Origin of the sequence: Sphingomonas trueperi (genome assembly GCF_011927635.1) — a bacterium.
GTDB lineage: Bacteria > Pseudomonadota > Alphaproteobacteria > Sphingomonadales > Sphingomonadaceae > Sphingomonas > Sphingomonas trueperi.
In genome coordinates, this window is sequence record NZ_JAATJB010000011.1 from 20,329 (window position 1) to 33,191 (window position 12,863).

Genomic DNA, 12,863 nt, shown 5'->3' on the forward strand with positions numbered 1-12,863 from the left:
AAAGGGTCTGCGGGTTGCCGCCGATATGGCGAAGATCCTCCGCCAGCAGTGGCGGGCGGACTGCGAGGAAATATATCGCGAGGCCCGTCGTGAGAATGCCAAGTGCGATCAGCACCCCGGCCGCCAGAGCGGGTCTGGTCCGAGAGGCGGCCGGCGCTAACATTTTCTGTCGAGACTCAGTTCGGCGATGATGGGACAATCTGGCCGCTCGTCGCCATGACAGCGCTCGGCGAGATCGACGAGGGTCTCGCGCAGTGTCGTCAGCGCTTCGGCCTTGCGCTGCAATTCCTCCGCCCGCGCCAACGCGACCCGCTTTACATCGGCGCTGCTGCGGCCCGTGTCGGCCCACAGGCCGAGCAGGGTCCGGATCTCCTCGATCGGAAAACCGAGATCGCGGGCATTGGCGATGAACCGCAGGCGATGGAGGTCACTCTCGCCATAGTCGCGATAACCCGCTCCCCGGCGCGGCGGCGCCGGGATGAGGCCGATCTTCTCATAATGGCGGATCATCCGCTCCGAGACCCCGCTTTGCTTCGACGCCTCCCCGATGTTCACAGCGCTTTCCGGTTGAGGCGCAGCGCGTTGGTGACCACGCTGACCGAGGAGAGCGCCATGGCGGCGGCCGCGATGATCGGCGAGAGCAGGATGCCGAACAGCGGATAGAGCGCGCCCGCCGCCACCGGCACCCCGGCGACATTGTAGATGAAGGCGAAGACCAGGTTCTGGCGGATGTTGGACATGGTCGCCTGGCTCAGCCGCCGTGCCCGCACGATGCCCATGAGATCGCCCTTGAGCAGCGTCACGCCCGCGCTCTCGATCGCGACGTCGGTGCCCGAGCCCATGGCAATACCGACATCGGCGGCAGCCAGTGCGGGGGCGTCGTTGACCCCGTCGCCGGCCATCGCCACCACGCGCCCCTCGCTTTTCAACCGCGCGACGACGGCACTCTTCTGGTCGGGCAGTACCTCGGCTTCGACATCGTCAATGCCGAGCCGCCTTGCCACCGCCTCTGCTGTGGTGCGGTTGTCGCCGGTCAACATCACCACGCGAATGCCTTCGGCCTTGAGTGCGGCCAGGGCCTCCGGCGTCGTCTGCTTCACGGGATCGGCGATTGCAAAGGCGCCGCCGACGGTGCCGTCGACGCCGATGAAGATCGCGGTGGCGCCATCCCGGCGCAGGGCGTCGGCCTGCTCCGCCAGCGCGTCGGTTGCTATGCCCTCTTCCGAGAGGAACCGCGCATTACCGAGCACGATCCGGCGGCCGTCGACGGTGCCGAGCGCGCCGCGTCCGGTGGGGGAATCGAAGTCGGTGACGTCGCTCGTGGGGATGCCGCGATCCTTGGCGGCCTCGACGATCGCCAGCGCGAGCGGATGCTCGGAGGCCCGCTCGACCGAGGCGGCAAGCCGCAGCAGTTCGGCTTCGTCGAAGCCGGGCGCCGGCACGATCTGGGTGACGGCAGGCCGGCCTTCGGTCAGCGTGCCGGTCTTGTCGACGACGAGCGTGTCGACTTTTTCCATATGCTCGAGCGCTTCGGCATTCTTGATGAGGACGCCGAGCCCGGCGCCGCGGCCAACCCCGACCATGATCGACATCGGCGTGGCGAGACCCAGTGCGCAGGGACAGGCGATGATCAGCACGGCGACCGCCGCAACCAGCCCGTAGGCGAAGCGCGGCTCGGGGCCCCAGATGCCCCAGGCGATGAACGCGACCACCGCGACCGCGATGACCACGGGCACGAACCAGCCCGACACCTGATCGGCCATGCGCTGGATCGGCGCGCGCGAGCGCTGCGCCTCGGCGACCATCTGGACGATGCGCGCCAGCATGGTGTCCCGGCCAACCTTGTCGGCGACGATAACGAGCGCGCCGGTCTGGTTGAGCGTGCCGCCGATCACCGTGTCGGCCTTGGCCTTGGTGACGGGCATGGACTCACCGGTGACCATCGACTCGTCGAGCGAGGAACGGCCGTCCTCGACCACGCCATCGACCGGCACCTTCTCGCCGGGACGCACACGCAGGCGGTCGCCGACCGCAACGAGATCGAGGCTGATTTCCTCTTCACTGCCATCGGAACCGATCCGGCGCGCGGTCTTTGGCGCAAGGTTAAGCAGCGCCTTGATCGCGCCCGAGGTCCGCTCGCGCGCGCGCAGTTCGAGCATCTGGCCGAGCAGCACGAGGACAGTGATCACCGCGGCCGCCTCGAAATAGACGGCAACCATGCCGTCCTCTCCGCGGAAGGCGGGCGGGAACAGCTGGGGCGCGAGCGTCGCGACGACGCTGTAGATCCAGGCGACCCCGGTCCCCATCGCGATCAGGGTGAACATGTTGAGGTTGCGGGTCTTGAGCGAGGCCCAGCCACGCTCGAAGAAGGGCCAGCCCGCCCAGAGCACGACGGGTGTCGCCAGCACGAACTGGATCCATACCGAGATCGACATCGGCACGAGGCGATGGATCGCGGGAAAGAGATGCGCGCCCATCTCGAGGATCAGCACCGGGAGGGCCAGCATCAGGCCGACCCGGAAGCGCCGTGTGAAATCGACCAGCTCATGGCTGGGGCCGCTGTCGGCAGTCACGGTCGCGGGCTCGAGCGCCATGCCGCAGATCGGACAGGATCCGGGATGGTCCTGCCGGATCTCTGGATGCATCGGGCAGGTCCAGATCGTGCCTTCGGGCGCCGCGACCGGCGGCGCTGGCGGGCCGAGATAGCGCTCGGGATCGGCGATGAATTTGGTCCGGCAGCCCGCGCTACAGAAATGATAGCGTTCACCGCCATGCTCGGCTTGATGCGCCGTGGTCGCCGGGTCGACGGTCATGCCGCAGACCGGGTCCTTGACGCCGGTCGCCGCTTTCGCGGCGCTGTGGCCGCCGCAGCAACCGCCGCCATGCGCCGCTCCATGTGTCTCGTTCATCGCCTTGCTCCTTTCGACGCCTGACGATCTAGGGTCTGACACCGTGTCAGGGTCAATACGTAATCGCCTAAGCGGACAAATCGGCGGGCCCGTTCGCCTGGCCGCCATCAGCCAAGGTCATTGGCAACCGTAAGGCCGTGGTCCTGCGCCGGTCGATGCGCCGTAAACAAGTCGATCGCGCCGGTGATGGTCAAAAGCCGAAACGTCTCGGCCACATGCCTGAAGCCGGCCGCCGCGATCAGGCCGGGGAGCACGCCGTCGGCATTGGGCCGGGTATCATCGATGCCATCGAGCCGCTGCACGGTCAGGCGGAAGGCAAGCCGCATGAAACCCTGCTGGCGGCCATAATCGGCGATCACCAGGCGCCCACCCGGGCGCAGCATGGCGAACATGGCGCGCAGGATGGCGCGCAGGGTTGCCGCCTTCTCCCTGACCGGCATCTGATGCAGCACGAGACTCGACACGACAGCGTCGGCGGTACCCGGGGCCACGTCCCTGGCAAATCCCTGACGCCAGTCGATATCGGCCCGCCGCACAGCGGCCTTGTGCCGCGCGATGTCGAGCGCCTCGGCATCGGGATCGAGACCGATCACCTGCGTCCTGGGCTCGGCTTGCTTGAGCATCAGCGCGAAGCTGCCGGTGCCACAGCCGACGTCGACGACCGTCTCACCGGCTTTGGGCGCCAGGGCGGCGAGCATGGCGGCACGCCACCGCTTCTCCCGCGTCCACAGGCGGATCGCGCGATCATAGTCTTTCGTCGATCCGGTCCCGAGCGGCGGGGTGTAGGATTGCATTGGCTTCTCCCAACGCGAGGCGTCCGAAACGATAAGCTACATCGACATGGGCGGCGATAGTGTCCCCAGCCAGGCGACGAGCCCGAGAATGACGATCGCAAGACCGCCTTCGACGACGAGGCTCGCGCGCAGCAGCGCCTGCGCCCGTGGCGCGTCCTCTTCCTCGATCGCCTGCGCAAGTGCCGGGGTCAGGCGATAACGGTTGAGCGCGGCCAGGCCCAGCATGCCGGCGAACAGCAGCAGCTTGGCGATGAGCAGCAGGCCGTAGGTCGACTGCCCGAGCGAGGCGATGTTGCCCGGACCGACGAGGAACCAGCCGTTCACCGTCCCGGTCAGGATCAGCAGGGCGACGATGATCGTGCCGACGAGGGAGAAGCCCCGCAACGCTTCCTCGGCGAGCGTGACCCGGTCCATGTCTTGAGCGGCGAGATCGTCGGTTGCGAGCCTGGGAAGTACCAGCGCGAGGAATGCGGCAAGCGCGCCGACCCAGGCGCCGGCGGCGAGCAGATGGATGAGATCGGCCCCCAGTTGCAGCCAGCCCGCCTCGCCTTCGCCAGCCGCGCCATGCCCACTCCAGGCGAGGGTCGCGAGTGCGACCGCGCCTGCCAGAGTGGAGGCGATGAAGGCAGGACGGGATTGCCGGCGATAGAAGGGGATGGAGAGCAGAAGAACGAGGAGCGCGACGAGGCGCGCCTTCAGCGCCGTTCCCATGGACGTGCCGTTGAACAGCTCTGCGACCATGGAAAGATCAGGCTGGGTGAGCGGCAGCCCGGTCATGGCCGCTGCCTGCAACGCGAACCCCAGCGCCGACAGCAGGAGGGCGAGACAGGCGAGACCGGCCACCATTGCTACCATCGGCAGATGCCGCTGTACCATCCGGCCGCCGCCGGGCGCATAGAGCGCGAACAGCGGCAGGCCGAACAACAGGCCGAGATCGACGTAGAGCGCCCAGCGGACGGCGACGAGTGCCACGTCGTTCATGGCGTCACTTGACGGTAAAGGCGAGATTGCCCTGGATGCGGTGCGTGTCGGTCGAGACGACGTGCCAGGCGACCTGATAGCTGCCCGCCATGAGCGGCTTGGCGAGCGTCAGCACGAGCGTCTTGTCGCCTTCGACGGACGTCTTGAAGCCGGTTACCGCCATGCGGTGGTTGGGCATGCCGGGCATGCCGGTCATCACGATCTCGGCGCCCGACAGCTTCGGCATCAGACCTTCACTGAAGGTGAGCGTTATACGCGACGGCGCCGGGACGCTGGCGTTGGCGGCGGGCGTCGAGGACACGAGCTTGGGATGGGCGTAGGCCGGAGCCGAAACACTCAGGCCGACGGCGGCGATGGCTGCGAGCGGCGAAAAGAAGCGCATTTGGACATTCTCCTGTCAGTGACATGAGAGAATACGCAGCTGCAGCCTGCACCCCTCTCAAATTTCTTTTCTGTTCCGAGCCAAGGGGTCGTGGGCCAGAATGCGTATTGTGAAGAGAAGACGGAGAAACATCATGGACCACCTCGACGACATGCTCAGCCGGTTGCGGGAAGCGCCGCTCGATCCCCGGCTTGCCGGGCTGGACAGCCGCGTCATGGCCGAGATCGCCCGGCTCCAGGCCATGCCCCGCCTGAGCGCCACGACATTCGGTATCGCCGCGGCAGCAGCCTTGTTCCTGGGAATTGCCGGCTCGGCCGTGCCTGTGCGGTCGACCGAAGCCGGGCCGATATCGCCCTTTAACGCGCGGCTCGCGCTCGCTCCTTCGACGCTGCTGAGTTCACAATGATGCGCGACCGCCGGCTCCTGCTCCTCGTCCTGCTGACCTTTGCCGCGGCGATCGCCGGTGTGGTCATCGGCCGCGTCTATGTGGTTCCGGTGCGCCCGGTCGAAAATGAGTTGCACGACCTGCTCCATCGCGATCTGAAGCTGGACACCGCGCAACATAGCCGTCTCGAGACGATCGAGAAGAACTATGCGATCCGGCGTCAGGCACTGGAGGCCGAACTGCGCGCCGATAACGCGCGGCTCGCCGAGGCGATCGAGGCGGAGCATGGCTATGGTCCTCGGGTTGCAGGGGCGGTGGATCGCTCGCACCAGGCGATGGGCGCGCTGCAGAAGGAAACACTCGAGCATATCTTCGCGATGCGGGCCGTGCTGCGCCCGGATCAGACGGACAAGTTCGACGACGCCGTGGTGAAAGCGCTGACGGCCAAGTCCAAATGACCGCGTGCCTCCCCGACTGCTCGGACGGGGAGCTCGCGGCTCTGGCGCTTGGAGGCCGGCAAGCGGCCTATGGCGAGCTGGTCCGCCGGCATCAGGGCTGGGTGCACCGCCTCGTGCGCAGCCATGTCGGGAACCGCGACGAAGCGCTCGACGTGACCCAGGCAAGCTTCGTCGCCGCCTTCGCCGCACTCAACCGCTATGACGCTGCGCGACCTTTTCCGGTCTGGATGTCGCGGATCGTCATCAACAAATGCCATGACTGGCGCCGCCGCCGCGCGGTCCGCAACTTCTTCTCCCACGCGCTGGCGCTGGGGGAAGCCGAACATGTCGTCGACGAGGCGCCACTACCCGACCAGGCGATCGGCGCCGAGCAGCAGCTGGCAGAGGCCATGAAAGCGATCGCCGCCCTGCCCGCATCGCTCAAGGACACGCTCGTCTTGCGGACGATCGATGAGAAATCGGAAGCCGAAACCGCCGAGATTCTCGGCATCTCCCAGAAGGCGGTCGAAACACGCCTCTACCGCGCCCGGGCGCGCCTCGCGGAAATTTTGAAGAAAGTTTGAGGGGCACGCGGGCGGGCTGCGTATTTCCAGTAGGCCCGCCCTCTTTCCGCAAGCTGAGACAAACCGAATGATTTCTGCTCTCGACCGCCGCCAGTTCCTTCGCGGCGCGGCCCTCGCCGGTGGCGGCGCCGCCTTGTCAGCCTGGCTGCCGGCCTGGGCGCAGACGATCTCGCCGGGGATGCGGCCGACGCTGCCGACCGTGTCGGGCGAAGACATCACGCTGACGATCGCCCGGCAGTCGATGAGCATCGATGGTCGCCAGTTCCGGGCAATCGGCGTCAACGGCACGGTCCCTGCGCCACTCATCCGGCTGCGCGAAGGCCAGCGCGTGCGGCTCAACGTCATCAATCAGCTGGAGGAGGACAGCTCGATCCACTGGCACGGGCTGATCCTGCCGGCCAATATGGACGGTGTGCCGGGCGTGTCTTTTCCGGGCATCAAGCCGGGCTCGAACTACCTCTACCAGTTCTCCGTCGTGCAAAGCGGCACCTACTGGTACCACAGCCATTCAGGCCTGCAGGAACAGGAAGGCCATTACGGCCCGATCATCATCGATCCCGCCGGTGCCGATCCGGTCGCCTATGACCGCGAGCATGTCATCGTGCTCGCCGATCACAGCGCGCTCTCGCCGCAGGCGATCTTCCGGCGCCTCAAGGTCAACCCCGGCCATTTCAATTTCCAGCGCCAGACCCTGGCCGGGCTCCTGTCGGGCAAGGATCAGCCGCTCAAGGACCGGCTCGACTGGGGCCAGATGCGGATGGACCCGGCCGACATCTCCGATGTGACCGGATCCACCTACACCTATCTCGTCAACGGCCATGGTCCGATGGACAACTGGACCGCGCTCTTCACCCCGGGCGAACGGGTGCGGCTGCGGGTCATCAATGCGTCGGCGATGACCACCTTCAACGTCCGCATCCCCGGCCTGCCGCTGACCATCGTCCAGGCCGACGGGCAGAATGTGGTGCCGGTCACCGTCGACGAGTTCCAGATTGGTGTTGCCGAGACCTACGACGTCGTTGTCAGCCCAGGCGATGACAAGGCCTACACCCTTGTCGGCGAGGCGATCGACCGCTCGGGCATGGCGCGTGCCACGCTCGCGCCGCGCGCCGGCATGGCCGGCGAGGTTCCCCCCTTACGCAAACGGCCGCTCGCCGACATGAAGGACATGGGCATGGACATGTCCTCGATGCCGGGCATGGAAGGCATGGACATGTCGGGCGGCGCTATGCGGGGCGTCGATCCGACGGCCGAGAAGAACGCGTCCGCGCGCCTCGCGACCGGCGCGGCGGCAGCGATGGCGACCATGGACAATAGCGCCATGGCAGGCATGGATCATTCGGGGATGGATCATGGATCGATGGCCGGCATGGACCACGGCGCGATGGGCGCCGATGGCCAGATGGCGGGCATGGATCATGGCGGGCACGCGATGGGCTCGATGAAGATGCGCGACTTCTCGAACGCGCCGCAGGTGAAGCGCGACCCGAGCGTCCAGACCATCTCGCCGATGCCCGTAGACCGCACCGGCGAGCCCGGCCAGGGCCTCGCCGACGTCGGCCACAAGGTGCTTGTCTACAGGGACCTGATGGCGCTCGATCGCAATCCGGACGTGCGCGCGCCGAGCCGCAGCATCGACATTCACCTCACCGGCAACATGGAGCGGTTCATGTGGTCGTTCGACGGCGAAAAAATGTCGGACCATCACGAGCCGATCCCCTTCATCGAAGGCGAGCGGGTGCGCGTCAATCTCATCAACGACACGATGATGGGGCATCCGATCCATATTCACGGGCATTTTTTCGAGCTGGTGACGGGGCATGGCGATCATGCGCCGCGCAAGCATACGGTGATCGTCCAGCCCGGCGGCAAGGTGACCTGGGACTTCACCGCCGACGCGGTCGGCGACTGGGCCTTCCACTGTCATCTCCTCTACCACATGCATGCAGGGATGATGCGGGTCGTGAGCGTCCGTCCGAAGGGAGACGCGTAATGACCCGCATCCTCACGCCGCTGGTGAGCGCGATCGCCCTTTTCGCTGCCGCGCCCGCCTTTGCCCAGGATCATTCGATGCACGGCATGCCCGGCATGGCGCCGCCGGGCGAAGTGGCGCCGGCGCAGGAGAAGAAGAAGGACAAGGCCGCCGCCAGGCCGCGCGCTCAGACACCAGCGCCGGACGCCACCTCGGCGATGGACCATTCGCAGCACCAGGCCAGTCCTGCGCCGCAGGGAGATGCGGCCGGTCAGCCGCAACCCGCGTCTCCCGCGATGCCGGAGATGCCGGGTATGGACCATTCGCAGCATGGCCAGACAACGATGCCGGGAATGCCCGCCATGCCCGGCATGCAAATGACCGGCACGGCGCTTCCGGCCGGCAATGCGCCCCCGCCGCCTCCCCCAAGCGACCACTTCGCCGATCGTGATTTTCCCGGCGGCGAGATGGCGCGCTCGCGCGACATCATGATGAAGGATAGCGGCGGCAACAATTTCGGGCAAATGCTGCTCAACCTGTTCGAGTATCAGGCGCATAGCGGCCGCGATGGCTATCGCTGGGATGGCGAAGGCTTTTACGGCGGCGACATCAACCGGCTCTGGCTCAAGAGCGAGGGCGAAGGCGAGTTCGGCCGCGGCATCGACAGCGCCGAGGTGCAGGTGCTCTACAGCCGGGCCATCGACCCCTATTTCAATCTTCAGGGCGGTATCCGCCAGGACTTCGGCCGCGGGCCCGACCGCACCTACGCGACGATCGGCGTCGAGGGCCTGGCTCCTGGCATGTTCGAGGTCGAAGGCGCGCTGTTCCTCTCGACCAAGGGCGATGTTCTGGGCCGGGTCGAGGGCTATTACGACCAGCGCATCACCCAGCGCCTGATCCTCCAGCCGCGCGCCGAGGTCAATTTCGCCGCACAGGATATTCCGGAGAACGACATCGGTTCGGGGCTGGTCAACATAGAGCTCGGCGCGCGCCTGCGCTACGAATTCAGCCGCCAGTTCGCGCCTTACATCGGCGTTTCCTATCTGCGCAAAGCCGGAGACACGGCGCGGCTGTCGAGGCTTGCGGGCGAGGACGTCCATGCCACCAGCTTCGTCGCCGGCGTTCGCTTCTGGTTTTAGCATCAGGACGGCTGATGGCGGGGGCGAACAAGAGAGCGGGGCGTTGCACTCATACCCAGGTCGGCCGGCGCCGAGCGAAGGAGATACGCCATGGACCATTCGTCCCACATGAACACCCGGAAGATGGGCGCCTATTGGAGCCTTGCCGTTCAGACCGTCATCAGCGGCGTCATCATGTATCTGGTGATGTTCGTCATGATCGACGGGCTCGACAGCTTCTACAACAACCTCAACATGCTCTACATGACGCTGATGATGGTCGCGCCCATGGTGGTGCTGATGATCCTTGCGATGCGACATATGTTCCCATCGAAAGCCGCCAACATCGCGCTGATCGCCGCGTCGCTGGTCGCCTTCTTCGGCAGCTTTGCACTCATCCGCACCCAGACCACGATCGGCGACACGGCCTTTCTGCGCTCGATGATCCCGCACCATTCCGGGGCGATCCTGATGTGCCAGGAAGCAAAGCTCAGCGATCCGGAAGTCATCCGGCTTTGCGAATCGATCAAGCGCTCGCAGCGGCAGGAAATCGACGAGATGAAGGCCATACTCGCGCGGCGCTGAGTGGCACGGTCGGGCTACGCCCGGATACGTGCGCCCGGCCAGGTATGTGAGCCGGCCGATGGTCGACACGAGGCGCGGGGCGGACGAGATTGCAAGCGACGTAGCGCGGCTTGCGCCGCTGTTCCTGCGACAGGCTGGCGGCCACGTCCTGACGCTGCTCGATCCTTCCGGGATCGTGCTGAGCTATAATGAAGAAGGCGAGCGTGCCGAATGTTGGCCGCTCGACCGTGTTCTGGCACAGCCGCACCACCTGTTCTACCCGCCAGACGAGATAACGGCAGGACGGCCCCGCGCCGACTTGGACGCCGCTCTGCGCGAAGGCACTCTGGAGCGTGAAGCCTGGCGAGTCTGCGAGAACGGCTCGGAATACCTTGCGCGATTGACCATCACTGCGCTGTTCGAAGACGACGCCCATCGAGGCTTTGCCTGCATCAGCCGGGATGTCACCGACGAGGCGGCGGTCCGGGCTTCAAACGAAACGCGCGAGCAGCATCTGCAATCGATCCTGGCGACCGTACCTGATGCAATGATAATAATCGACGAGGCCGGCGTCATCACCTCGTTCAGCGCTGCTGCCCAGCGCATGTTCGGCTATTCGGAAGCCGAGCTCGTCGGGCAAAATGTCTCCTGTCTTATGCCTCAGCCCGACCGCGACCGGCACGACGAATACATCGCGCATTATCTGCAGACGGGCGAGCGCCGGATCATCGGTCTGGGCCGCGTCGTTGTGGGTCAGCGCCGCGACGGCTCGACCTTCCCGATGCAGTTGTCGGTCGGCGAGGCCGGTGAAGAGGGCCAGCGGCTTTTCACAGGGTTCATCCGGGATCTCACCGCCAAGGAGCAGGATGAGCTCAGGCTCAAGGAACTGCAAGCGGAGTTGGTTCATGTCTCGCGGTTGAGCGCGATGGGTACGATGGCCTCCACGCTTGCTCATGAACTCAATCAGCCGCTCGCCGCAGTGGCGCTCTATCTCGAAACCATTCGGGACATGCTCGCTGTCCAGAATGATGAGCCATTCGTCTCTCTTCGGTCCGTAATGGACGATGCCGCTCAGGAGACGCTGCGCGCTGGCCACATCGTCCGGCGCCTCCGCGACTTCGTCGCACGCGGTGAGGTCGACAAGAGTTTGCACGACCTGCCGCAAGTCATCACCGAGGCAAGCCAACTGGCACTGGTCGGCGCGCGCGAGCGGGGCATCCGTAGCTTCTTCGCAATCGACCCCGCAGCCACGCCGGTCCTCATCGACAGGGTGCAGATCCAGCAGGTGCTCGTAAACCTGATGCGCAACGCCGTTGAGGCCATGGCAGAATCATCGATCCGCGACCTCAAAGTCGCGACGAGTTTGCGTGCCGACGGCCTTGTCGAGGTTACGGTGGAGGATACCGGCCCCGGGATCGCGGAAGAAATTCGCGAACAACTGTTCATGGCGTTCACATCGACGAAGGCCGACGGCATGGGCCTTGGCCTCTCGATCTGCCGGACGATCATCGAAGCACATGGCGGCCGCATCTGGATGGAGCGCTCCGACCGAGGCGGCACGTGCTTTCACTTCACGCTGATCCACGCGCGGGCGGAGGAGGAACATGGGGGATAGACGCATCATTCATCTGGTCGACGACGAGGAGAGCATCCGCAAGGCGGCAAGCTTCGCGCTCAAAACCGCGGGCTATGATGTCATCGCCTACACCTCCGGAGTGGAATTTCTCAGGACAGCGAAGTCCGCTGAAGTAGGCTGCGTTATCTTGGATGTGCGGATGCCTGAAATGGACGGTCTCCAAGTCCAGACCACTATGGCTGCGCGTGGGATCAACATGCCGGTCATCGTCCTGACCGGCCACGGCGATGTGTCGGTAGCTGTGCAGGCTATGAAAGGCGGCGCGATTGACTTTCTCGAAAAGCCCTTCGAGAAGGCTGCCCTGCTCGAGGCCGTGAGGCGCGCTTTCGCTCGTCTCGACGATGTCGACCTTCGCGCGCTGGAATCGTCGGAAGCCGAGGTGCGGGTTGCTGCCTTGACCCCCCGCGAGCAGGAAGTGCTGGAAGGATTGGCGAACGGCTTGCCCAACAAGACGATCGCCTATGATCTGGGTTGCTCATCCCGGACGGTCGAGGTTCACCGCGCCAGCCTCATGGCCAAGCTCGAGGTCCGCAATCTCTCTGAGGCGTTGAGGATCGCCTTTGCTGCCGGGTTCGGTCGCAAGACGTGATAACTGCGCCCTCTACGTAGCGACGAGGATGCCGCATCGTGCGAGCCATTGCCGTGATGCAACAGGTCCTCATGTCGCGCGAGATGTCTTCGTTTTCTGACACACAAGGTGATGGGCGCTACACCATCCTCGTCTCCGACGACGACCCGGGTGTTCGGCGTGCCCTTCAGCTTCTCCTTAGATCCCGTGGCTACTGCGTCTGTAGCTATACAAGTGGTAGCGCGCTTTTGGCCGATTCGCGTGCCAAGCGAGCCAATTGCCTGATTGTTGATTATCGCATGCCGGACATTGATGGCTTTTCGATCCTGCGCCAACTCCGATCGCTGGGCTGGTCCGGATGCTCCATCATGATTTCGGGCTTCCATGACGAGGTTCTCGCCCGCCGCGCTGCCGACGCGGGCTTTGATCACATGATCACTAAACCACTAAGGAGCCGTCTACTCCTCGAGGCAATCGGCCGTCACAGACGCCTCTCGTCGAATGAGTAAATGGACCGCGTCCGACCGCCAACG

14 protein-coding genes are annotated in these 12,863 nt (G+C 65.3%); 9 read left to right on the forward strand and 5 right to left on the reverse strand.

Annotation, left to right across the window (positions count from 1 at the left end; translation table 11 throughout):
• Positions 1 to 156: 156 nt before the first annotated feature.
• From cueR to copC, 5 genes are all read right to left on the reverse strand, one after another.
• Positions 157 to 555 (reverse strand): Cu(I)-responsive transcriptional regulator, encoded by a 399-nt coding sequence (gene cueR / locus GGR89_RS15670; RefSeq protein ID WP_007406402.1) that lies wholly within the window; start codon positions 553 to 555, stop codon positions 157 to 159.
• Complete coding sequence (locus GGR89_RS15675) at positions 552 to 2,909, reverse strand: heavy metal translocating P-type ATPase (protein ID WP_004206948.1); 2,358 nt, start codon at positions 2,907 to 2,909, stop codon at positions 552 to 554. Before GGR89_RS15675 ends, cueR begins: the two co-directional genes overlap by 4 nt.
• Positions 2,910 to 3,016: 107 nt before the next feature.
• Positions 3,017 to 3,703, reverse strand: a complete 687-nt coding sequence (locus tag GGR89_RS15680; protein WP_007406390.1) for a class I SAM-dependent methyltransferase — start codon at positions 3,701 to 3,703, stop codon at positions 3,017 to 3,019.
• A 36-nt stretch (positions 3,704 to 3,739) separates the two neighbouring features.
• Complete coding sequence (copD, locus tag GGR89_RS15685) at positions 3,740 to 4,684, reverse strand: copper homeostasis membrane protein CopD (protein ID WP_007406374.1); 945 nt, start codon at positions 4,682 to 4,684, stop codon at positions 3,740 to 3,742.
• A gap of 4 nt (positions 4,685 to 4,688) precedes the next feature.
• Positions 4,689 to 5,066: a copper homeostasis periplasmic binding protein CopC gene (gene copC, locus GGR89_RS15690; protein WP_007406420.1), complete on the reverse strand. Its 378-nt coding sequence runs from the start codon at positions 5,064 to 5,066 to the stop codon at positions 4,689 to 4,691.
• A 133-nt stretch (positions 5,067 to 5,199) separates the two neighbouring features.
• Between copC and GGR89_RS15695 the strand changes: the two genes are divergently transcribed.
• From GGR89_RS15695 to GGR89_RS15735, 9 genes are all read left to right on the forward strand, one after another.
• Complete coding sequence (locus GGR89_RS15695) at positions 5,200 to 5,472, forward strand: hypothetical protein (RefSeq protein ID WP_030541624.1); 273 nt, start codon at positions 5,200 to 5,202, stop codon at positions 5,470 to 5,472.
• On the forward strand, positions 5,472 to 5,909 hold the full coding sequence (locus GGR89_RS15700) for a periplasmic heavy metal sensor (RefSeq protein WP_025550099.1): 438 nt from the start codon (positions 5,472 to 5,474) through the stop codon (positions 5,907 to 5,909). Before GGR89_RS15695 ends, GGR89_RS15700 begins: the two co-directional genes overlap by 1 nt.
• Entirely contained in the window at positions 5,906 to 6,472 is a 567-nt protein-coding gene (locus tag GGR89_RS15705; RefSeq protein WP_030541625.1) for an RNA polymerase sigma factor, read from the forward strand. The genes GGR89_RS15700 and GGR89_RS15705 overlap by 4 nt, the downstream gene beginning before the upstream one ends.
• Before the next feature lie 67 nt (positions 6,473 to 6,539).
• The gene (locus GGR89_RS15710; RefSeq protein ID WP_030541626.1) at positions 6,540 to 8,465 is read left to right on the forward strand and encodes a copper resistance system multicopper oxidase; all 1,926 of its coding nucleotides are present in this window, start codon (positions 6,540 to 6,542) and stop codon (positions 8,463 to 8,465) included.
• A complete protein-coding gene (locus GGR89_RS15715) occupies positions 8,465 to 9,583 on the forward strand; it encodes a copper resistance protein B (protein WP_030541627.1) in 1,119 nt (372 codons plus the stop codon). The genes GGR89_RS15710 and GGR89_RS15715 overlap by 1 nt, the downstream gene beginning before the upstream one ends.
• 90 nt (positions 9,584 to 9,673) lie before the next feature.
• Positions 9,674 to 10,147, forward strand: coding sequence for a DUF305 domain-containing protein (locus GGR89_RS15720; protein WP_030541628.1), 474 nt, complete (start codon positions 9,674 to 9,676; stop codon positions 10,145 to 10,147).
• Positions 10,148 to 10,205: 58 nt separating this feature from the next.
• A complete protein-coding gene (locus GGR89_RS15725) occupies positions 10,206 to 11,741 on the forward strand; it encodes a PAS domain-containing sensor histidine kinase (protein ID WP_125976812.1) in 1,536 nt (511 codons plus the stop codon).
• Complete coding sequence (locus GGR89_RS15730; RefSeq protein WP_037486757.1) at positions 11,731 to 12,351, forward strand: response regulator transcription factor; 621 nt, start codon at positions 11,731 to 11,733, stop codon at positions 12,349 to 12,351. Before GGR89_RS15725 ends, GGR89_RS15730 begins: the two co-directional genes overlap by 11 nt.
• Before the next feature lie 83 nt (positions 12,352 to 12,434).
• Positions 12,435 to 12,839, forward strand: coding sequence for a response regulator (locus GGR89_RS15735; RefSeq protein WP_037486787.1), 405 nt, complete (start codon positions 12,435 to 12,437; stop codon positions 12,837 to 12,839).
• Positions 12,840 to 12,863 lie beyond the last annotated feature (24 nt).

Coding starts and splice junctions, on each gene's coding strand:
- GGR89_RS15675 (WP_004206948.1), bottom strand. CDS start 2,909: ATGAACGAGACACATGGAGCGGCGCATGGCGGCGGTTGCTGCGGCGGC.
- GGR89_RS15680 (WP_007406390.1), bottom strand. CDS start 3,703: ATGCAATCCTACACCCCGCCGCTCGGGACCGGATCGACGAAAGACTAT.
- copD (WP_007406374.1), bottom strand. CDS start 4,684: ATGAACGACGTGGCACTCGTCGCCGTCCGCTGGGCGCTCTACGTCGAT.
- copC (WP_007406420.1), bottom strand. CDS start 5,066: ATGCGCTTCTTTTCGCCGCTCGCAGCCATCGCCGCCGTCGGCCTGAGT.
- GGR89_RS15695 (WP_030541624.1), top strand. CDS start 5,200: ATGGACCACCTCGACGACATGCTCAGCCGGTTGCGGGAAGCGCCGCTC.
- GGR89_RS15700 (WP_025550099.1), top strand. CDS start 5,472: ATGCGCGACCGCCGGCTCCTGCTCCTCGTCCTGCTGACCTTTGCCGCG.
- GGR89_RS15705 (WP_030541625.1), top strand. CDS start 5,906: ATGACCGCGTGCCTCCCCGACTGCTCGGACGGGGAGCTCGCGGCTCTG.
- GGR89_RS15710 (WP_030541626.1), top strand. CDS start 6,540: ATGATTTCTGCTCTCGACCGCCGCCAGTTCCTTCGCGGCGCGGCCCTC.
- GGR89_RS15715 (WP_030541627.1), top strand. CDS start 8,465: ATGACCCGCATCCTCACGCCGCTGGTGAGCGCGATCGCCCTTTTCGCT.
- GGR89_RS15720 (WP_030541628.1), top strand. CDS start 9,674: ATGGACCATTCGTCCCACATGAACACCCGGAAGATGGGCGCCTATTGG.
- GGR89_RS15725 (WP_125976812.1), top strand. CDS start 10,206: ATGGTCGACACGAGGCGCGGGGCGGACGAGATTGCAAGCGACGTAGCG.
- GGR89_RS15730 (WP_037486757.1), top strand. CDS start 11,731: ATGGGGGATAGACGCATCATTCATCTGGTCGACGACGAGGAGAGCATC.
- GGR89_RS15735 (WP_037486787.1), top strand. CDS start 12,435: ATGTCTTCGTTTTCTGACACACAAGGTGATGGGCGCTACACCATCCTC.